Origin of the sequence: Methylocystis sp. JAN1 (genome assembly GCF_052186135.1) — a bacterium.
In the GTDB taxonomy this organism is placed as follows: Bacteria; Pseudomonadota; Alphaproteobacteria; order Rhizobiales; family Beijerinckiaceae; genus Methylocystis.
Window position 1 is genome coordinate 2,418,856 of record NZ_CP181499.1, and the last position, 20,165, is coordinate 2,439,020.

General features: G+C 65.5%; 20 protein-coding genes. 17 read left to right on the plus strand and 3 right to left on the minus strand.

Going from position 1 to position 20,165, the window contains the following annotated elements:
- The first annotated feature begins 116 nt into the window (after positions 1-116).
- The 17 genes from ACNHKD_RS11520 to ACNHKD_RS11600 all read left to right on the plus strand — a co-directional run bounded on the left by ACNHKD_RS11520 (position 117) and on the right by ACNHKD_RS11600 (position 18,431).
- Complete coding sequence (locus tag ACNHKD_RS11520) at positions 117-2,174, plus strand: YfbK domain-containing protein (protein ID WP_442753629.1); 2,058 nt, start codon at positions 117-119, stop codon at positions 2,172-2,174.
- A 103-nt stretch (positions 2,175-2,277) separates the two neighbouring features.
- Positions 2,278-3,435: a cysteine desulfurase family protein gene (locus ACNHKD_RS11525; RefSeq protein ID WP_442756887.1), complete on the plus strand. Its 1,158-nt coding sequence runs from the start codon at positions 2,278-2,280 to the stop codon at positions 3,433-3,435.
- A gap of 59 nt (positions 3,436-3,494) precedes the next feature.
- Entirely contained in the window at positions 3,495-4,964 is a 1,470-nt protein-coding gene (gene sufB, locus ACNHKD_RS11530) for a Fe-S cluster assembly protein SufB (RefSeq protein ID WP_442753630.1), read from the plus strand.
- The gene (locus tag ACNHKD_RS11535; RefSeq protein WP_442753631.1) at positions 4,964-5,242 is read left to right on the plus strand and encodes a cytoplasmic protein; all 279 of its coding nucleotides are present in this window, start codon (positions 4,964-4,966) and stop codon (positions 5,240-5,242) included. The genes sufB and ACNHKD_RS11535 overlap by 1 nt, the downstream gene beginning before the upstream one ends.
- The gene (locus ACNHKD_RS11540; RefSeq protein WP_442753632.1) at positions 5,239-5,502 is read left to right on the plus strand and encodes a ribbon-helix-helix domain-containing protein; all 264 of its coding nucleotides are present in this window, start codon (positions 5,239-5,241) and stop codon (positions 5,500-5,502) included. The genes ACNHKD_RS11535 and ACNHKD_RS11540 overlap by 4 nt, the downstream gene beginning before the upstream one ends.
- A gap of 64 nt (positions 5,503-5,566) precedes the next feature.
- On the plus strand, positions 5,567-5,794 hold the full coding sequence (locus ACNHKD_RS11545) for a type II toxin-antitoxin system RelE/ParE family toxin (protein ID WP_442756888.1): 228 nt from the start codon (positions 5,567-5,569) through the stop codon (positions 5,792-5,794).
- 34 nt (positions 5,795-5,828) lie between these two features.
- Positions 5,829-6,581 carry a Fe-S cluster assembly ATPase SufC gene (sufC, locus tag ACNHKD_RS11550; protein WP_442753633.1) on the plus strand — a complete coding sequence of 251 codons (753 nt, stop codon included), beginning with the start codon at positions 5,829-5,831 and terminating at the stop codon, positions 6,579-6,581.
- 3 nt (positions 6,582-6,584) lie between these two features.
- Positions 6,585-7,874 (plus strand): Fe-S cluster assembly protein SufD, encoded by a 1,290-nt coding sequence (gene sufD / locus ACNHKD_RS11555; RefSeq protein ID WP_442753634.1) that lies wholly within the window; start codon positions 6,585-6,587, stop codon positions 7,872-7,874.
- Positions 7,871-9,112 carry a cysteine desulfurase gene (locus ACNHKD_RS11560; protein WP_442753635.1) on the plus strand — a complete coding sequence of 414 codons (1,242 nt, stop codon included), beginning with the start codon at positions 7,871-7,873 and terminating at the stop codon, positions 9,110-9,112. Before sufD ends, ACNHKD_RS11560 begins: the two co-directional genes overlap by 4 nt.
- Before the next feature lie 13 nt (positions 9,113-9,125).
- On the plus strand, positions 9,126-9,506 hold the full coding sequence (locus ACNHKD_RS11565; protein WP_442756889.1) for an SUF system Fe-S cluster assembly protein: 381 nt from the start codon (positions 9,126-9,128) through the stop codon (positions 9,504-9,506).
- 33 nt (positions 9,507-9,539) lie between these two features.
- On the plus strand, positions 9,540-9,962 hold the full coding sequence (locus ACNHKD_RS11570; RefSeq protein ID WP_442753636.1) for a VOC family protein: 423 nt from the start codon (positions 9,540-9,542) through the stop codon (positions 9,960-9,962).
- A gap of 11 nt (positions 9,963-9,973) precedes the next feature.
- On the plus strand, positions 9,974-10,345 hold the full coding sequence (locus ACNHKD_RS11575; protein WP_442753637.1) for a HesB/IscA family protein: 372 nt from the start codon (positions 9,974-9,976) through the stop codon (positions 10,343-10,345).
- Positions 10,346-10,474: 129 nt separating this feature from the next.
- On the plus strand, positions 10,475-12,940 hold the full coding sequence (locus tag ACNHKD_RS11580) for a DUF2167 domain-containing protein (RefSeq protein ID WP_442753638.1): 2,466 nt from the start codon (positions 10,475-10,477) through the stop codon (positions 12,938-12,940).
- Positions 12,941-13,307: 367 nt separating this feature from the next.
- A complete protein-coding gene (gyrA, locus tag ACNHKD_RS11585; RefSeq protein ID WP_442753639.1) occupies positions 13,308-16,043 on the plus strand; it encodes a DNA gyrase subunit A in 2,736 nt (911 codons plus the stop codon).
- A gap of 140 nt (positions 16,044-16,183) precedes the next feature.
- Positions 16,184-16,348, plus strand: coding sequence for a Flp family type IVb pilin (locus ACNHKD_RS11590; RefSeq protein WP_442753640.1), 165 nt, complete (start codon positions 16,184-16,186; stop codon positions 16,346-16,348).
- Positions 16,349-16,507: 159 nt separating this feature from the next.
- A complete protein-coding gene (gene tuf, locus ACNHKD_RS11595) occupies positions 16,508-17,698 on the plus strand; it encodes an elongation factor Tu (RefSeq protein ID WP_442753641.1) in 1,191 nt (396 codons plus the stop codon).
- A gap of 163 nt (positions 17,699-17,861) precedes the next feature.
- Entirely contained in the window at positions 17,862-18,431 is a 570-nt protein-coding gene (locus tag ACNHKD_RS11600; protein ID WP_442753642.1) for an NUDIX domain-containing protein, read from the plus strand.
- A gap of 6 nt (positions 18,432-18,437) precedes the next feature.
- Here the strand turns inward: ACNHKD_RS11600 and ACNHKD_RS11605 are convergent, their stop codons facing one another.
- The 3 genes from ACNHKD_RS11605 to ACNHKD_RS11615 all read right to left on the minus strand — a co-directional run bounded on the left by ACNHKD_RS11605 (position 18,438) and on the right by ACNHKD_RS11615 (position 20,043).
- Complete coding sequence (locus ACNHKD_RS11605; RefSeq protein WP_442753643.1) at positions 18,438-18,725, minus strand: TonB-dependent receptor plug domain-containing protein; 288 nt, start codon at positions 18,723-18,725, stop codon at positions 18,438-18,440.
- Positions 18,726-18,879: 154 nt separating this feature from the next.
- A complete protein-coding gene (locus tag ACNHKD_RS11610) occupies positions 18,880-19,800 on the minus strand; it encodes a metallophosphoesterase (protein WP_442753644.1) in 921 nt (306 codons plus the stop codon).
- Between the two features lie 48 nt (positions 19,801-19,848).
- Complete coding sequence (locus ACNHKD_RS11615) at positions 19,849-20,043, minus strand: hypothetical protein (RefSeq protein WP_442753645.1); 195 nt, start codon at positions 20,041-20,043, stop codon at positions 19,849-19,851.
- Positions 20,044-20,165 lie beyond the last annotated feature (122 nt).

Consider the following 20,165-nt stretch of genomic DNA (forward strand, 5'->3'; position numbering starts at 1 on the left):
CTGCGGAGCAGGCCGGGAGGGGGTGGAGCCACCTCCCGAGACGCGGGGTTTTCGCCCCGCCCCGCATTGCTTCGCAATGCGACCCTCCTCCTCGAGGGGAGGGTGGAGAAGCCGGCATGACCGAGCTCGACCTCACGCCCCTGAAGGAGGTTCCGCCGCCGCGCGAGAGCGCGAAGCGCGCCGCGCTCGCGAGGGCGTTCGCGGCTTTTGATGACGCGAAAAAAAGCGAAAGCGAGACCCAAGGAACCGGCGCGCCGGTCCGTCTCAGAGACGCATTGTCTCGAACGGAAGGGAAAAAGCCCATGCGTCTCCTTCACATGAATCGCGCGTTCGCCGCCTCGGTCGCGGCGCTGATGGTCGGCGCGCCGACCGCTTTCATGATCTACCGGCATAATCTGGCGCAGCCCGCCGGAACCTTTTCGGAGGTTTCGGGCGATCTGTCCGGGAGCGCGAAGGACGCCGTCGCGCCGCTTGCGAACCAGCCCGCGCCGCCGCCCGTCGCGGAGACGGCGGGAAGACGCGATGTCGGCCAGGCGGCCGGCTCCGTGGCCGCCTTGCCGCCGCCGAACGCCCTTCCGTCTCCGGCCGCGCCCGCGCGGCAGGAAGCGAAGAAGAGCGAGCGCATTGCGAATTACGCGGCGCCCGTGTCCACGCCGCCGCTCGCCAAAGCCAAAGAGGCGGCGCGCGCCAGGGGCTTCATGACGCAGGGGCCGGCCACGCATGATTCAGCGGATATATTGCCGCCGCCTGCCGAGCGGGAATTTCGCGACAAGTTCGACGCGAAGGACGTCAACCCCGTCAAACAGGTCGCGCAGGACCCGGTCTCGACCTTCTCCATCGACGTCGACACGGCCTCCTACGCCTTCGCGCGCCGCATGATCAACGCCCGCAAGTTGCCGCCAAAGGATGCGGTGCGCGTCGAGGAGTTCATCAACTATTTTCCCTACAACTACCCCCGGCCGGAAAGCGCGGACGTTCCCTTCAAGCCGACGATTACGGTCGCGCCGTCTCCGTGGAACGCGCATAACAGGCTCGTGCATGTCGCCCTGCAGGGCTATGCGCTGCAAAGCGCGCAGCGTCCGCGCACCAATCTCGTGTTTCTCGTGGACGTCTCCGGCTCGATGGCGTCGGAGGACAAGCTGCCGCTCGTGAAGAACGCGCTGCGCATGCTGGTCGACGAACTGAAGCCCGACGACACGGTCGCGCTCGTCACCTACGCCTCGGGCTCCGGCGTCGCGCTGGAGCCCACGAAGATCTCCGACAAGGGCAAGATCGTCGCGGCGATCGACGCGCTGGGGGCCGGCGGCTCGACGGCGGGGGCGGAGGGGATTCAGGACGCTTATCGTCTGGCGGAAGAGAATTTCGACAAGAGCGCCGTCAACCGCGTGATCCTTTCGACGGATGGCGATTTCAATGTCGGCGTCACGGATCAGAGCGAGCTGAAGGGATTGATCGAGCGCAAGCGCGACAAGGGGATTTTCCTCTCCATCCTCGGCGTGGGGCAGGGGAATTACAACGACGCGCTGATGCAGACGCTCGCCCAGAACGGCAACGGGACGGCGGCCTATGTCGACAATCTCAACGAGGCGCGCAAGGCGCTCGCGGAGGAGGCGTCCTCCACGCTGTTCCCCATCGCCAAGGACGTGAAGATTCAGGTCGAGTGGAATCCTGCGCGGGTTTCCGAATATCGGCTGATCGGCTATGAAACCCGCGCGCTTCGCCGCGAGGATTTCAACAATGACAAGGTCGACGCAGGCGACGTGGGCTCCGGCCATCGCGTGACGGCGATTTATGAGATCACGCCTGTCGGCGAAAGGAAGCTCGTCGACGATCTGCGCTATGGCGAGAAGACGATCGACGCCGCGGCGGGCGGCGGCGAGCTTGGCTTCTTCAAGCTGCGCTACAAGCTGCCGAAGGAAGACGAGTCGAAGCTGATCTCGACGCCCATCGGCGACGCACAGGCGGTCGAGAAGCTGTCGGCGGCGCCGGAGGATGTGCGCTTTTCGATCGCGGTCGCGGCTTTCGGGCAATTGTTGAAGGGCGCGCCCTATCTCGGCAAATACGACTATGACGACGTGATCGCGCTCGCCAAAGGCGCGAAAGGCGACGATCCGTTCGGCTATCGCTCGGAGTTTGTCAATCTGGCGCGGCTGGCGAAAACGGCGCGGCCGTGAAACCGGACCGCGAGCCTTCAGGCTCGCATTTTGGAGATGGCTGCGAGCCTGAAGGCTCGCGGTCCGCCTTCTCCCGCGGGCGGGAGAAGGTTACATGTGCGTTATGTCAAAGCGCATCTACCTCGACCACAACGCCACCTCGCCGCTGCGCCCGGAGGCCCGTGCGGCGATGCTGGCCGCCATGGAGGCGCCGGGCAACGCCTCCTCGGTCCATGCCGAAGGGCGGGCGGCGAAGGCGATTCTGGAACAGGCGCGCGTAGGGATCGCGAAGGGCCTGGGAACCGCCGCGCGCAACGTCACCTTCACGAGCGGCGCGACCGAGGCGGCCAATCTCGTTCTGACGCCGATGCTGCAGCGCGGCAAGGAATCCGCGCCGATGGAGGTTTTGCTCGTAGGCGCGGGGGAGCATCAGGCGGTTCTCGCAGGCAATCGGTTTCCTGCCCAGGCGGTCGAGCGCGTCGCCCTGACGCCTGAAGGCGCGCTGTCGCTCACGGCCCTCGACGCGGCGCTGGCGCGCCACGCCGGCAAGCGCATCGTGGTCGCGCTCCAGGCGGCAAATAACGAGACGGGCGTGATTCAGCCGGTGTGCGAAGCAGCCGGGCGGGTCCATGCGGCCGGCGGCTTCCTCGTCTGCGACGCCACCCAGGCGATTGGCAGGATCGAGACGACATTCCAGACATCCGGCGCGGATTTTTTGTTCTTTTCCTCACATAAGCTTGGCGGTCCTTTGGGGACCGGCGCGCTTGCCGCAACGCAGGATAACCTCCAAATATCGGATGTAATGCTTCGCGGCGGCGGGCAGGAGTTCGGCCGCAGGGCGGGCACCGAGAATGTCGCGGGAGTCGCTGGCTTTGCAGCCGCTTTCGAGGCCGCGTTGAGGACCATGACCGCTGAAAACGCCCGGCTCGGGCCGTTGCGCGATTTGCTCGAAAGGCGGATCGCGGAGATCGCCCCTCAGACCCGCTTTTTCGGGCGCGGCGCTCGCCGCGTCGCAACGACCAGCGCCTTCGCCCTTCCGGGCATCCCCGCGCATACGGCGTTGATGGCGCTGGATCTTTCGGGCGTCGCGGTCTCGAGCGGCTCCGCCTGCTCGTCGGGCAAGGTGCGCGAGTCGCATGTCCTTGCGGCCATGGGGGCCGAGGAAAAAGAGGCTTTGAGGGTCAGCCTGGGTTGGTCTACGTCCAAAGAGGATGTAGAACAGTTTGGAATGGTTCTTGCGGAGGTCGTGGACCGTATCAGGTCGCGGCGTTCCGTCGCCTAATCGGCGGAACCGGATCGGCCGGCGGGCCTTGAACCCGTCGTGACGAGGAGAAAGAGACGATGGCGGCTCGTCAGGAGACCGTTGCGCGCGTCGAGGAAATCGACGTCGACGCCTATAAGTATGGCTTTACGACGGAAATCGAGTCGGAGAAGGCTCCCAAGGGCCTGAGCGAGGATATCGTTCGCTTCATCTCCGCCAAGAAGAACGAACCCGAATGGCTGACCGAATGGCGCCTCGAGGCCTATCGCCGCTGGCTGACCATGGACGAACCCAACTGGGCGCGCGTCCACTATCCGCCGATCGACTATCAGGACCTCTATTATTACGCCGCGCCGAAATCGACGCCGGGACCGAAGTCGCTCGACGAGGTCGATCCCGAGCTTCTGCGCACCTATGAGAAGCTCGGCATTCCGCTGCGCGAGCAGGAGATTCTCGCCGGCGTCGAGACGCGCAAGGTCGCGGTGGACGCGGTGTTCGACTCCGTCTCGGTCGCGACGACCTTCAAGGAAGAGCTGGCCAAGGCGGGCGTGATCTTCTGCCCGATCTCGGAAGCCGTGAAGACGCATCCCGAGCTGGTTCGCAAATATCTCGGCTCGGTCGTCCCGACAACCGACAATTTCTACGCGACGCTCAACAGCGCCGTCTTCTCCGACGGCTCCTTCGTCTATGTGCCGAAGGGCGTGCGGTGTCCGATGGAGCTTTCCACCTATTTCCGCATCAACGAGCAGAAGACGGGACAATTCGAGCGCACGCTCATCATCGCAGACGAGGGCTCCTATGTGAGCTATCTCGAAGGCTGCACGGCGCCCAAGCGCGACGAGAACCAGCTTCATGCCGCCGTCGTGGAGCTGGTCGCGCTCGACGACGCTGAAATCAAATATTCGACGGTGCAGAACTGGTATCCCGGCGACAGCGAGGGCAAGGGCGGCATCTACAATTTCGTGACCAAGCGCGGCGACTGCCGCGGCCGTAACTCGCATATCTCATGGACGCAGGTGGAGACCGGCTCGGCCATCACCTGGAAATATCCGTCCTGCATCCTGCGCGGCGACGGCTCGCAGGGCGAGTTCTATTCGATCGCCGTGTCGAACGGCCATCAGCAGGTCGACAGCGGCACGAAGATGATCCATCTCGGCCGCAACACCAAGAGCCGCATCGTCTCCAAGGGCATTTCGGCCGGCAAGTCGCAGAACACCTATCGCGGGCAGGTTTCCGCGCATCGTAAAGCCGAAGGCGCCCGCAACTTCACGCAATGCGACAGCCTGCTGATCGGCCATGACTGCGGCGCGCATACGGTTCCCTATATCGAGTCGAAGAACCCGAGCGCGCAGTTCGAGCACGAGGCGACGACCTCGAAAATTTCCGAGGACCAGCTCTTCTACGCGCAGCAGCGCGGCCTCTCGGCGGAGGAGGCGACGGCGCTGATCGTCAACGGCTTCGTGCGCGACGTGCTGCAGCAATTGCCGATGGAGTTCGCGGTCGAGGCGCAGAAGCTGATCTCGATCTCGCTCGAGGGGAGCGTGGGGTGATGGGCGTGGATGTCGTTGGCGCACATGCGCATTCGTCCCGGCACGCGGCGGAACTCCACGGCGGCCAGACATGCGGCTGCATCTATTGCCTCGCGGTTTTTCTTCCGTCCGAAATCGCCGATTGGACCGACGACGACGATACGGCGCTCTGCCCGCGCTGCGGCATCGACTCAGTCCTTGGCGATCGCTCGGGTTTTCCCGTTGCCGACGACGATTTTCTTGCGGCGATGAAAGATCATTGGTTCGATCGAACCGTCACGATATGGAGCGCGAAATGAGCGGGCGTCTCGTTCAACTCTCTCTTCCCGAAAATCTTGCGGCGGAAATATCGGCTGCGGTCGAGCGCGGCGAATATGCGCGTGAAAACGACGCGCTCGTCGGCGCCGTCGAGGAGTGGCGCGCTCAGCGACAGGCCGAGGCAATCGGGACGGACGAACTGCGACGCCTCGTCCAGGAGGGGATCGAAAGCGGTCCCGGCCGATTCGAGAGTTTTGAAGACATTCGCGCGGAGGCGCGTCGTCGCTTTCATGGCGCATGAGCGGTGACGGAGCTTCGCCGCTCCCGCGCGAGCCGAGCAGGACCTGATCGAGATATGGAACTTCATCGCGAGAGAGAACGAGGCGGCCGCGGATCGAATCTTCGATTTGCTCGTGGCGAAATCCCAACTCGTCGCCCGGAGCCCTGCGATCGGGCGTCTGCGAAAGGAACTCGGAGACGGCGTTCGCAGCACTCTGGCGGGCTCCTGGGCCATCTTCTACCGCGTGCATCCCGATCACGTGGAAATTCTTCGCTACCTGCATACGCGTCGCCGCATGCCGGAAGTCCTGTAATGCGCCCATCTACCAATTGGCGAGGACTCGCATAATGCTCGAAATCAAGAACCTCCATGTTTCGGTCGGCGACCGGGAAATCCTCAAGGGCCTGACGCTCACCGTGAAGGACGGCGAGGTCGCCGCCATTATGGGGCCGAACGGCACGGGCAAGTCGACGCTCTCCTATGTGATCTCGGGCCGCGAGGGCTATGAGGTCACGGAAGGCGAGGTGCTGCTCGACGGCGAGAATATTCTCGATCTCGAGCCGCATGAACGCGCCGCCAAGGGAATATTCTTGGCGTTCCAATATCCGGTCGAAATCCCCGGCGTCGCGACCATGACCTTCCTCAAGGCGGCGATGAACGCCCAGCGCCGCTCGCGCGGCGAGGAGGAGCTGGCGACGCCCGAATTCATGAAGCGCGTCAAGGAGGCCTCGGCCAAGCTCGGCGTCTCCCAGGAGATGCTGCGCCGTCCGCTCAATTCCGGTTTCTCGGGCGGCGAGAAGAAGCGCATGGACATCCTCCAGATGACGCTGCTACAGCCGAAATTCGGCATTCTGGACGAGACGGACTCCGGTCTCGACATTGACGCGCTGCGCGTCGTCTCGGAAGGCGTCAATTCGCTGCGCGACCCGAAGCGCTCCTTCCTCGTCATCACGCACTATCAGCGGCTTCTCGACTACATCAAGCCGGACACGGTGCATGTGATGGCCAGGGGCGCGATCCAGCGCTCCGGCGGACCAGAGCTGGCGCTGGAGCTCGAAAAGCACGGCTATCACGAATATCTGGCCGATGAGGCGGCGTAAGCCATGATCAAGCTCGCGACCGAAACCGACGCGGCGCTCCTCTCGCTTTTCGAGGAGATGAAAGGCAGGGGCGCGGCCGGTCTGCGCCAGGCCGCCTGGGAGGATTTCGCCGCCAAAGGCCTGCCGAACCGGCGCGTCGAAGCCTGGCATTACACGGATCTCAAGGCGGCGCTCGCCAAGCCGGCGCCGATCGCCTCGGTCTTCGTGGCGGCGCTCGAGCTGCCGGACCGTCGCGGCGCGATCCGGCTGGTGACTCTCGACGGCGTTTTTCGCCCGGACCTCTCCGATCTCGCCGCGCTTCCGGAGGGCGTAAAGGTCCAGCCGCTGCGCGAGGCGCTGGCGCAAGGCGCCGCCGGGATCATGGCGCTCGTCGCCAGCAGCGACGTTCAGACGGACGACGCGATGGCGTCGCTCAACGCCGCGCTGATGCAGGACGGCGTCGTGCTGCGGATCGCCGGCGGCGTGGCGTTGGAACAAACCATCGAACTTGCGACTTTCGTGTCTTCCGAGGAGGCGCAGTCTAGCTTCACGCGCTCGCTCGTGATTCTCGGGAGGGACGCCAGGGTGACCATCATCGAGACGGCCGGCGCGCTCACGGCCGCGGCCGCGCAGGATAATCAGGCGCTTGTCCTGCGCCTCGCCGCCGGGGCGACGCTCGATCTCGTCACGCACGCCTCGGGGCAGGGCGACGCGCTGGTGCGCGTCATGAGCCTGCTCGCCCATCTCGACGAGGGGGCGCGCCTCAATTCCTATGCGCTGCTCGAAGGCGCGGGCCTGCTGCGCCGCCAGATCTTCGCGCGGCTCGACGGCGAGCGGGCCAAGGTGACGCTCAACGGCGCGACGCTCGCGAAGGGCCGCCAGCATGTCGACACGACTCTCGTTGTCGACCATGCTTTCCCCAACGGCGAGAGCCGCGAGCGCTTCCGCAACATTCTCGACGCGCAGGGCACGGGCGTTTTCCAGGGCAAGGTCGTCGTGCGGCCCGGCGCACAGAAGACCGACGGCGTCATGCAGTCCAAGGCGATCCTGCTTTCGGACGGCGCGACGATGAACAACAAGCCGGAGCTGGAGATTTTCGCCGACGACGTCCAATGCGGACACGGCGCGACCTGCGGGCGGCTGGACAAGGACCAGCTTTTCTATCTGATGGCGCGCGGCGTTCCGCGCGCGGAAGCTGAGTCGCTTCTGATCGAGGGCTTTGCCAACGAAGCCTTCGAAGGGCTGGAAAACGAGGCGTTGCGCGGCTTCCTCGCCACGCGCATTTCCTCCTGGCTACAGGCGAGGTCGCGATGAACCAGCACGCGCCCGTGACCCTTTACGACGTCGAAAAAATCCGCTCGGATTTCCCGATCCTGGCCGAAAAGCCCTACGGCAAGCCGCTCGCCTACCTGGACAACGCCGCTTCGGCGCAGAAGCCGCACGCGGTGACCGAGCGGCTGACGCATTTCTACGAACACGAATACGCCAATGTGCATCGCGGCCTGCACTATCTCGCCAACGCGGCGACCGAAGGCTATGAGGGCGCGCGCGAGACGGTCCGTCGTTTCCTGAACGCCGAATCCACCGACGAGATCATCTTCACCCGCGGCGCGACGGAAGCGCTCAATCTCGTCGCCGCCTCCTACGGGCTCGCCCATATCCGCGAGGGCGACGAAATCATCCTTTCGCTGATGGAGCACCACTCCAACATCGTGCCATGGCATTTCCTGCGCGAGCGCAAGGGCGCCGTCATCAAGTGGATCGTGCCCGACGACGACGGCGTCATCGACCTCGACGCCTTCGGGAAGATGTTCACGGATCGCACCAGGATGGTCGCGATCACGCATATGTCCAACGTCGTCGGCGCGCCGACGCCGATCGCCGACATTGCCCGCATCGCCCACGCCCACGGCGTTCCGGTCTGCGTGGACGGATCACAGGGCGCCGTGCATCTCGGCGTGGACGTGCAGGAACTGGACGTCGATTTTTACATCGTCACCGGCCATAAGCTCTACGGCCCGACGGGCGTCGGCGCGCTGTACGGCAAGCGGAAATGGCTTGAAAACCTGCCGCCCTTCGCCGGCGGCGGCGAGATGATCGAGACCGTCACGCGCGATACGGTGACCTACAACGCGCCGCCCCATCGCTTCGAGGCCGGCACCCCGCCGATCGCGCAGGCCGTGGGTCTCGCCGCCGCGCTCGACTACGTGGAGAGCATCGGCAAGGGCGCGATCCGCGCGCATGAGGCCCAGCTGACGGCCTACGCCCAGCAACGGCTTTCGGAAATCGAAGGGCTGCGCATTTTCGGCGCAGCCCCCGACAAGGGTCCGATCGTCGCCTTCGAGATGGCGGCCGCCCACGCCCATGACATTGCGACGATCATCGACCGTTCAGGCGTCGCCGTGCGCGCGGGCACCCATTGCGCCATGCCGCTCCTGACCCATTTCGGGGTCACCTCGACCTGCCGGGCTTCCTTCGCGCTCTACAATACGCGCGACGAGATCGACCGCCTGGCAGAGGCCTTGCTAAAAGCACAAAAACTTTTCGCGTGAGGAGGTTCACGTGCTGATGACCGACGCTCTCAAGACAAGCGAAACGGAAGTCGTGGCGGAGGACGACCACGTCGAAGGGGCGGGCGAGAGCGCGCGCCTGACCGACGACATCGTCAAGGCGCTCAAGACCGTCTACGATCCGGAAATCCCGGCCGATATCTACGAGTTGGGCCTCGTCTACGGGATCGACGTTTCGGACGACGGCGCCGTTGAAATCGACATGACGCTGACCGCGCCCGGCTGTCCCGTCGCGGGGGAAATGCCCATATGGGTGAAAAACGCCGTTAGCGCCGTGCCGGGCGTGTCCGACGTCAAGGTCAATCTCGTATTCGATCCGCCCTGGGATCAAAGCCGCATGTCCGACGAGGCGCGCGTCACGCTCGACATGTTCTGAACGAAAGGCGCCAAGGCAGGCGCCGGGACGGTCATGTTTGCTCCGCAGTTGAAGCCCAAGGTGCTGGAAACCGCGCTTTATGTCGATGACCTCGAGAGGGCGGGGCGGTTCTATGGCGACACGTTGGGGCTCGCCCCCATGGCGCAGGACAGCCGCATGTGGGCGATGGATTGCGGACCGGCGAGCGTGCTGCTTCTCTTCAGGCGGGGCGCGACGCTTGAGCCGGTCGAGCTTGCCGGAGGCCGCATTCCGCCGCATGACGGGCATGGGCCGGCGCATCTCGCCTTCGCGATCGAGGCGGAGGATCTGCCTGCATGGAAAACGCGCCTGGCCGATTGCGGGGTGGCGATCGAAGCGACGATGAAATGGCCGCGCGGCGGCGAGAGCCTTTATTTCCGCGACCCGGATAACCACCTTGTAGAGCTGGCGTCGCCCGGCGTTTGGGCCAACTTCTGAGGAACAAAAATATGTCTTTGCCGAAGCTCAGCGTGATGACCGTGAGCCCCGCCGCAGCCGAACGCGTGCGCGGCCTGCTGGCCAACGCCGTCGCGGGCGCAGGCCTGCGGGTTTCGATCGAGAAGGGCGGTTGCGCCGGGATGTCCTACAAGATGGACATCTCGGAGCCGCGGAGGGGCGACGAGGTCATCGACTTCGAGGGCGGCCGCGTAATCGTCGACGCCAAGGCCGTTCTCTACCTTCTAGGCACGACGATGGACGTGAAAAACGACAGGTTCTCTTCGAGCTTCGTTTTCGAAAATCCAAACCAGACATCCGCCTGCGGATGCGGAGAGAGCGTCGAATTGAAGCCGGCCGACCCCGCACAGCTCGAATCGGCGTAGCGTCATAAACCACGCATTAACGCTGATGATGCGTTTCCATTTTCGCGCAACTGAGAAATAGCGTTTTTTTCAGCATCGGCCGCCAAAGCTTCACCCCGCGCCTGTCGTGCATGCGTCGTGGAGTGGCCGATGTCGTCTTTCAAATCGCCTGTTGTCGCGTCGAGCGTCGCCTTGCTCGCCGCCTTGTCCCTTGCGCCAACGCAAGGCTGGGCGCGCGACGGCCGCGGCAATGGCGGACAGGACATCATCTATGAACTGTCGCCCCTGTCGGCCGAATCGTCCCGGGACATCATCTACGAGATGCCGCCGCTGAGACCGGTGAAGGGCGCGACCGCTCAGACGCTCAAACCGGCTTCGAAGCCCGCCCAGACGGCGGAGCCCGCTCTCGCCGCCAAACCCGCGCCAGCGCCGGTGAAGGAAGCCGCGCCCATCCAGCCCCCGGCGCAGCCGGCCCCCGTCGCGGAAGCGCCGAAGCCGATAGAGGCGCCGCAACCGCCAGTCGCCGAGGCGCCCAAAGCCGTCGAAACGCAACCGGTCGCCGAAGCTCCGGCGCTCGCGCCGTCGGAAATTCCTGCGCCGGAAGCCGTCGCCCAGGAAGCCGCTCCCGCGATTCCGCCCTCGGAAGCGGCGCCGCCCACTGCATCACGAATTGCGAACGAGCCGGCGCTCGCGCCCGCGGCGCAGCCGGTCCTCGCCGAGGCGCCCGCCATTGTCGAGCCGGCGCCGATCGGCCCGCCGGTTATGAGCGTCAATCGGCCGCAGAAAGCGCTCGCCGCGCTCAAAGCTCCGGCCGTCGCCTTTGCCGCTCATGGCGTCGCGCTCCAGGGCGACTCGCCGGCCCCGAGCCTCGCGCCGAGGCTGCATTCGCTTGCGCCCGAACCAGCGCCATCGGTCCTTGCCGCTCAGCCGGCCGCGGAGCCAAAGCCCGAGACTGAGCCGCAACCGCAGGCGCAGACGCCGTCCGACGCGTCGGTCGATCCGGCCGCGGCGCAGGCCGCCTCGGATGCGCGTATCGCCGGGCTCCTCGCGGAGGGTCTCGTCGGCCCGGTGGAAGTGCGCATCGGCGACCGCGCGACCATGTGGCTGCCCGCGGGCCGCGTTTTCCTTCCGCTGGAGACGGCGCACAAACTCGCTCAGGAAGCCGGCCTCGAATGGCGTCCGGGCCTGCAGGGAATGGTGGCGCCCGCCGGCGGCAAGCTCGAATGGCTCGCGCCGGTCGAATTGCTCGACGACGGCTACATCAGGACGGACGACGCGGCGGCGCTACGGCCCGACCGGCTCCTCGCAGCGTTTCAGGCGAGCTTGCCGGAAGTGAACGCGCAGCGCGCCCGCGCCGGCCAACCGCCCGTCATGCTCGACGGCTGGCTATCGCCGCCGGCGCTCAACGAAAAGCATCGCCTGGCGGATTGCGTGAATATCTCGACGCAGAACGAACAGGGCGGCCCCGACAAATTCTTCAATTGCGAGGCTTGGGCGCTTGGCCGGCAGGGCGCGATCAAGATCGGCCTGGCGGATGGGGCGGAAGGCGCGGCGGAGCTGAAGGACGAAGCAGCGGCGCTCGCCGACACGATCGTTTTCGATCGCGGCAAAACCTATGAGGAATTCGACGCCGCCGCCGACAAGACGGCCCCTTACGCCGCCGCAGACTTGTTGACGCGCGACGTCACGGCCACGGCGGCGCCGTCGGCTCCGGCGACGGAGGAGGGCGCGCCGGGGGCGTCGGCCGATCTCGTCTCGAGCCTGTTCTACCCGGCGGTGTTCGGCGCAGGGGCGCTGGCCCTATACGCCCTTGCCAAGCGCCGTCGCGACGCGCGGAAGGACGACGAGGCGCGCTCCGCGACGGCTCCCGCGCCGACGCCGGTCGAAAAGGAGCCTGAGCCGCGCGGCGCGCCCGAAGCGCCCGTGGCCGCGATGGAGGAGCCGGCCGCGCCCGCGCCCTCTCTCCTGGCGCGGCTGCTGCCGACGCTTTACGCGCGCTTGGCCAAGAAGGCCGATGTCGCGCCAAAGCCGGAGGTTCTCGCCGACGCGCTCGCGCCCGCGGTCTCGAAGGCGGAGCCTGTCGTCAAGGAGAAGCCGGAATCGTCCGCCGGCGGCCTGATGGGCAAGATCGCGGCCTTGCGTTCGCGCCTCTCGGAAGCGCCGAAGCAAACCTCCCCGCTGGTGGCGAGCGCGACAGCCAGCGACGCCGAGGAGCCGGTTTCCGCGCTCAAGAAACTCGCGGCAAGGATGCGCCGCGCCTCGGAAGAGCCTGCGCCGGCGCCTGTGAACGTCTCGCGGGTCATGCGTTCGCCCCGCGGCGCCGCCGCGGCGGCCGTGATCCAGAATGTCGCCGAGCCGCTGGTCGTGGAAACGGAGAGGGTGCGGCTCGCGGAGCCGGATACCGCTCTCCCGGAGCCGGAGCTCGTCGCGCCGGCCCCGGCGATGGAGCAAGCGCGGGAGGCGGATATCGCACCGTCGCCCGCGATCCCTGAAAAGCCGCCGGGTCCACAGTCCATGTTCGACGAAGACGATTTCAGTCTCGTCGAGCCGGGGGATGTCGAAGCGGCGTCGAGCGCGCGGGACGCCTCGCGCAACAGGCGCGCCACCGACCTCTGAAACAGAGCGCCTCCTTCCGGGGGCGATCATCTTAGCGCCCATGCCGAAAGCGCAGCGGCGACGTCGCCATTGCATTTATGATCCCAGCCCGACGGCGGCGGCGGCTCGTCTTCAATACCGGCGGGCTTCCCACGGCCAGGAACGCTGGACCTGGCGCGGATCTCCTGCGATTGGCGCACGGCCCCGGGCTGAAATCGGGCGCGAGGAGCCGCTCTGCGTCCCGCTCTCGCCGCCGCGATTCACAGCAAATACGAACACGCCCATAACCGTCTGTTTTCTAAGGGCCCTCATCCGCTTGCGCAACTGGCGGCGCCCTCTCGAATCGTCTATATCGAGATGATCAGGAATTACCCGGATTGGCGCGCCCTTGGCCGACGACGACAAGAAAAAAGACGAACCCGAAAAGCACGGCTCGGACATCAAGCCCGTCTCCATCGCAGACGAGATGAAGCGCAGCTATCTCGATTACGCGATGAGCGTGATCGTCAGCCGCGCATTGCCCGACGTTCGCGACGGCCTCAAGCCCGTGCATCGGCGCATCCTGTTCTCGATGAACGAGAACGGGCACACGCCCGACAAGCCTTACGTGAAGTCGGCGCGCATCGTCGGCGACGTGATGGGTAAATATCACCCGCATGGCGACGCGGCGATTTACGACGCGCTGGTGCGCATGGCGCAGCCCTTCTCGATGCGGCTCATGCTCGTGGACGGGCAGGGCAATTTCGGCTCGGTCGACAACGATCCGCCAGCGGCGATGCGCTACACCGAGTCGCGCCTCGCCAAGCCGGCGCTCGCGCTGCTCGAAGACATCGACGAAGGCACGGTCGACTTCCAACCGAATTATGACGGCAAGGAACATGAGCCGACCGTTCTTCCGGCCCGCTTTCCGAACCTGCTCGTCAACGGCGCCGGCGGCATCGCCGTGGGCATGGCGACGAACATTCCGCCCCACAATCTCGGCGAAGTCATCGACGCCTGCATCGCGCTGATCGATCGGCCGGACATGACGGTCGCCGAGCTGATGGAGATCGTGCCCGGCCCGGATTTCCCGACAGCCGCGACGATCCTCGGGCGCGGCGGCATCCGCAACGCCTACGCCACGGGCCGCGGCTCGATCATCATGCGCGCGAAAGCCGAGATCGAGACGCTGCGCAAGGAGCGCGAGGCGATCATCTTCACCGAGATACCCTATCAGGTGAACAAGGCCGCGCTGATCGAACGCATCGCGGAGCTGGTCAAGGAAAAGAAGATCGAAGGCATCGCCGATTTGCGCGACGAATCCGACCGCGACGGCATGCGCATCGTGGTGGAGTTGAAGCGCGAGGCGGTCGCGGACGTCGTGCTGAATCAGCTCTGGCGCCACACCGCGCTGCAATCGAGCTTCGCGGTGAACATGATTGCGCTCAATGGCGGCCGGCCCGAGCTGATGACGCTCCATGACGTGCTGCGCGCCTTCGTGGATTTCCGCGAGACGGTCGTCACCCGCCGCACCAAGTTCCGCCTCGGCAAGGCCCGCGACAATGCGCATTTGCAGGTCGGCCTCGCCATTGCGGTCGCGAATATCGACGAAGTGATCCGCCTTATCCGCAACTCGCCCGACGCCGCCGCCGCGCGCGAGGCGTTGATGGCGCGCGACTGGCCGGCGAAGGACATGGCGCCGCTCGTCGAGCTCATCGCCGATCCGCGCCACAAGCTGTCGCATGACGGCACGATCCGCCTCTCCGAGGCGCAGGCCCGCGCCATTCTCGATCTGCGCCTGCAGCGCCTCACGGCTCTGGGCCGCGAGGAGATTGCGGAAGCCCTCAACAAGCTCGCCGCCGAGATCGCGGAATATCTCGACATTCTCGGCTCGCGCGAGAAGCTCTTCGGCATCGTGAAGGACGAGATGAGCGCGGTGAAGGAGGCCTACGCTACGCCGCGCCGCACGGAGATCCTCGACTCCGACGGCGATGTGGAGGACGAAGACCTCATTGCCCGCGAGGACATGGTCGTCACCGTATCCCACGCCGGCTACATCAAGCGTGTGCCGCTCTCGACCTATCGCGCGCAAAGGCGCGGCGGCAAGGGCCGCTCCGGCATGCAGATGAAGGAGGAGGATTTCGTCCACCGGCTCTTCGTGGCGAACACCCACACGCCGGTGCTGTTCTTCTCCTCGCGCGGCAAGGCCTATAAGGAGAAAGTCTGGCGGTTGCCGCTTGCCGCGCCGCAGGCGCGCGGCAAGGCGCTCGTCAACATGCTGCCGCTGGAGCCCGGCGAGCGCATCACCACCATCATGCCGCTGCCCGAGGATGAATCGAGCTGGGAGACCCTCGACGCCATTTTCGCGACGACGGGCGGCACAGTGAGGCGCAACAAGCTTTCCGACTTCGTCGACGTGCGCCGCAACGGCCTGATCGCCATGAAGCTCGACGAGGGCGAGGCGATCGTCGACGTCGCGACGGCGAGCGAGAATGACGACATTCTGTTGACGACGCGCGAGGGCCAGTGCATCCGCTTCGCCGTGCCGGAAGTGCGCGTCTTCCAGGGCCGCACCTCGATGGGCGTGCGCGGCGTGGCGCTCGCCGAGGGCGACAGGGTGATCTCGCTCTCCATTCTGAAGCACTTTGAGGCGACAGGCGACGAGCGCGCCGCCTATCTCAAGAAGGCCAGCGCCCTGCGCCGCCGCATGGGCGAGGATGTGGCGCCGGACGCGGGCGCGGAGACGGAGGAGGGGGCCGCCGTCGCCGTCGAACTCTCCGACGAGCGCTTCGCCGCCATGCAGGCGGCCGAGCAGATCATCCTGACCGTCTCGGAAAACGGCTACGGCAAGCGCACCTCGTCTTACGAGTACCGCATTACGGGCCGCGGCGGCAAAGGCATCGTCGCCATGGCGGTGAACGCCCGCAACGGCAAGCTGGTGGCCTCGTTCCCCGTGGGTCAGGATGACGAGATCATGCTCGTCACCGATGGCGGCCAGCTTATCCGCTGCCCGGTGGAAGGCATCCGCATCGCCGGGCGCGGGACGCAGGGCGTGATCGTCTTCGACACGGCCGAGGACGAGCGCGTGGTGTCGGTGGAGCATATCGGGGATGTGGGCGAGGGGGATGAGGGCGAGGGGGCTTGAGTCCTTCGCCCTCCCATCCAGCGGTTAAGCATCGCGCGCTTTTGGCCCGGGGAAGTTGCTCTGCGCGCCGGGATTGTTAACGACTTCGTCACCTCTCGCGCCGAATCTCGCTCCGAGAAGAAGAGACCCGGGGAGCGGATATGCTGGCATCAGCGCGCAAATTCATGCAGGACGAGACCGGCGCCACCGCGATCGAATATTCTCTGATGGCGAGCATTATCGCCCTCGCGATCGTCGCTGGCGCGAAAGCCGTCGGCACCAGTCTCTCGACGACCTTCCCGAAGGTGACGGGCAATCTCGCCTGAGCTTGCTGATCGGCGTCAGCGCCCGGGACCAAGGTCGCTCACGCCGGCGTTCGCCCGTTTACCCTGGTTCAGGGAAGACGCCCCCTTGCTCTCGGCCCTGTAACCCCGTAAAAGCCCGCCGCGCGCGGGCGGAGGACCCGCTCAGACGGAACGGGGACCATGGCCAAGGAAAAATTCTCTCGCACGAAGCCGCACTGCAACATCGGGACGATTGGGCACGTCGACCATGGCAAGACGTCCTTGACGGCGGCGATCACGAAGGTTCTGGCGGAGACGGGCGGGGCGACGTTCACGGCCTACGACCAGATCGACAAGGCTCCGGAAGAGAAGGCGCGCGGCATCACGATTTCGACGGCGCATGTCGAATATGAGACGCAGAACCGCCATTACGCGCATGTCGACTGCCCCGGCCACGCGGACTATGTGAAGAACATGATCACCGGCGCGGCGCAGATGGACGGCGCGATCCTGGTGGTGTCGGCCGCCGACGGCCCGATGCCGCAGACGCGCGAGCACATTCTGCTCGCCCGCCAGGTCGGCGTTCCGGCGCTGGTCGTGTTCCTCAACAAGGTCGACATGGTCGACGATCCGGAGCTGCTGGAGCTCGTTGAGCTTGAGGTGCGCGAGCTTCTGTCGAAGTATGATTTCCCCGGCGACGACATTCCGATCGTGAAGGGTTCGGCGCTGTGCGCGCTGGAGAACAAGTCTCCTGAGCTGGGCCATGACGCGATCCTGAAGCTGATGGCGGAAGTCGACCGCTACATTCCGCAGCCGGAGCGTCCGAAGGATCAGCCCTTCCTGATGCCGGTCGAGGACGTGTTCTCGATTTCGGGGCGCGGCACGGTGGTGACGGGCCGCATCGAGCGCGGCGTGATCAAGGTGGGCGAGGAAGTCGAGATCGTCGGCATCCGCCCGACGACGAAGTCGACGGTGACGGGCGTCGAGATGTTCCGCAAGCTCTTGGATCAGGGCGAGGCGGGCGACAATGTCGGCTGCCTGCTGCGCGGCACGAAGCGCGAGGACGTGGAGCGCGGCCAGGTTCTGTGCAAGCCGGGTTCGGTGAAGCCGCACACGAAGTTCAAGGCCGAGGCCTATATCCTGACGAAGGACGAAGGCGGCCGCCATACGCCGTTCTTCACCAACTACCGCCCGCAGTTTTATTTCCGCACGACGGACGTGACGGGCATCGTGACGCTCCCCGAGGGCGTCGAGATGGTGATGCCGGGCGACAATGTGACGATGGAAGTGAACCTGATCGTTCCGGTCGCGATGGAGGAGAAGCTGCGCTTCGCCATCCGCGAAGGCGGCCGCACCGTTGGAGCAGGTGTGGTGGCTTCGATTATCGAATAATCGAAGCCAATACGCCGTTGCGACAACGGTTTTGAAGATGCGCAAGTGCGGCAGGTTGCGGCGCGGGCGTCGTCGCCAGCATCATCGAGTAATTGAGGCGACCGCCCCAAACACCGAAAAAGCGCGGTTCGCCGCGCTTTTTTTGTTTCCCCGGAGAGGCTGGATGAAGAAGCACGAACTCGTCTCGCTCGAAGAGAAGCATAAAGGCTGGGCGAGCCTCTGCGTCGCCCATATCCGGCTGCCGGACGGAAAAGTCATCGCCCGCGAGATCGAGGATCACGGTTCCGCCGTCGCGGTGCTGCCTTACGACCCGGAGCGCAAGACGGTCGTGCTGGTGGAGCAGTTCCGCCCGGCGCCGTTTCTGACCGGCGCGCAGGATCATACGCTCGAGGTCGTCGCCGGCATTGTCGACGAAACCGCTTGCGCCGCCGCCGCCCGGCGGGAAGCGCTCGAAGAAGCGGGATTGCAACTCGACGCGCTGGAACATGTGGCGACGGCCTGGACCATGCCCGGAATTTCGACGGAGAAGCTCACGCTTTACCTCGCGCCCTATTCGCGCGCGGACCGCGTGGCGGAAGGCGGCGGGGTCGACGCGGAGGACGAAAACATCCGGGTGATCGAAATGGGCGTTGCGGATTTCGTTGCGCTGATGGCGGCGGGCGACCTCGTGGACCTGAAGTCGCTTGCGCTGGGGCAGGCGCTGCAACTGCGTCATCCTGAATTGCTTGCTTGATAAGTTCTATCGACAGGACCCGGTGACCCCCGGCGCCAGCAGCGCCGCTTGGCAGACGCTTCGGGTCTGGAAATCGTCCATCATCTTTCGGGTTATGACAGTGGTCGACCCAGGATAGTTCTGAACGGGGACTTTGCTCCCGCCCGGACCGGAGGCGAATTCTTCGAAATATCCGTTATTTCCCTGTGCGCCCGGCGGTATGCCAGGATGGCGCGTCTTGTTCCTTGCGAGCGCGGGCGCGCCAAGGAGGGCGAGGGCGCCGATCGTCGCCACGATGGTCAGGAACCGCCTCATTTGCGAGCCTCCTTCAGATCGCGTTGCGTTTAGGCATCGCCGAAACGCAGCAAGGTGATCGCCTTCATTGGTTTGGAGCCAAATTGGTTTCGAGTCAGGGCTTCATGCGAAGACCGGTTTCGTTTCGGCGTCCCCATATATAGGCGCGTTTCGATCAAGCCGGCGAGGGCGAGGTCGCGGCCTCCACTGTCACTTCGACGATCTCCGGCGGGCGCATGAAGCGGAGGGGCAGGATCGACTCGCCGAGGCCTCCGGAGATGACGAGATGGCGTCCGTCTTCGACGTAATGACCGTAAACCTGAGCGGTCCGATAACGCAATTCCGCGACGATCGGGCCGAGGAGAGGCAGGTTCACCTGCCCGCCATGCGTATGACCGCAGAGCGTCAGCGAGACGCGCCTCGGCACGCGGCGGAAGATGAAAGGCTCGTGGGCCAGCAGGATCGCAGGCGCGTCGTCGGATACGAGCCGCAGCGTCGCGTCGAGATCGTCGCGCCCGCGCCAGCCGATGGCCCTGCCCATATATGTCGCCATCTGGTCGCCGAGGCCGAGAAGCCAGAAGGGCTGGCCGTTCTTCGTCAGCCGGAGCGCATCGTTCTCATAGACCCGCGCCCCCATCTGCTTCAGAGCGCGCCGCGCGCTTTCGGCGTCGTCGCCGGGGTCGCTGGCGAGCGGGCCATGCCACCAGTCGTGATTGCCGAGCACGGCGTGAACGCCAAGCGGCGCCTTCAATTCGGAGAGCGCCTCCGCCCATTGCTCGGGCAGGACCGGCCCTTCGACGAGATGCGTGCCGGCTGAAAAATCGCCGAGCAGCGCGACGAGATCCGGCTCCAGGGCATTGGTGACCTTCGCGATCTTGCGGATGCGCGCGGCCGGCATCCAGGGATCGCAGGCGTGCAGATCGGCGATGATGGCGATGCGCAGGCTCAGGCCCTTCGGCCAGTCCCGAGGGGCGACCCGATAACGCGTGACGTCGAGAAGGAAATTGGGCTCGACGGCGACGGAGTAGGCTCCAAGGCCGAGCCCCGCGAGCGCGAGCCCGGCCGGCATGCGCAAAAGAGCCCGGCGGCTGATCATCGAGACATTCCTGACGGCGCCTTCAGGTCGCCCGGCAGGGGTCTTGTATCAGGCCGCGAGGTCTTCGCCCAGCGGGAGCCAGCCGGGCTGGAACTCTTCCTTCTCTTCTTCGGGGAGGCGGGCGACTTCGAGCGCGGCGGCGACGGCGGAAATGCCGATTTCACGATAAAGGCGGGCGAGAAGCTCCTGCGGATGACCGCCGAACTGCGACACGGGAAACTCGATCGAATACTTGTCCGACATGACGGGCCTCGACGCTTTTACTCTTGGATAACGCAGGTTGAACAGGACGCTCGAATTTCGCCGCATTCGCTTAATGCGAGGCTAACGAAACGACGTTCCTCCGCGATCGAAGGCGATTTTCT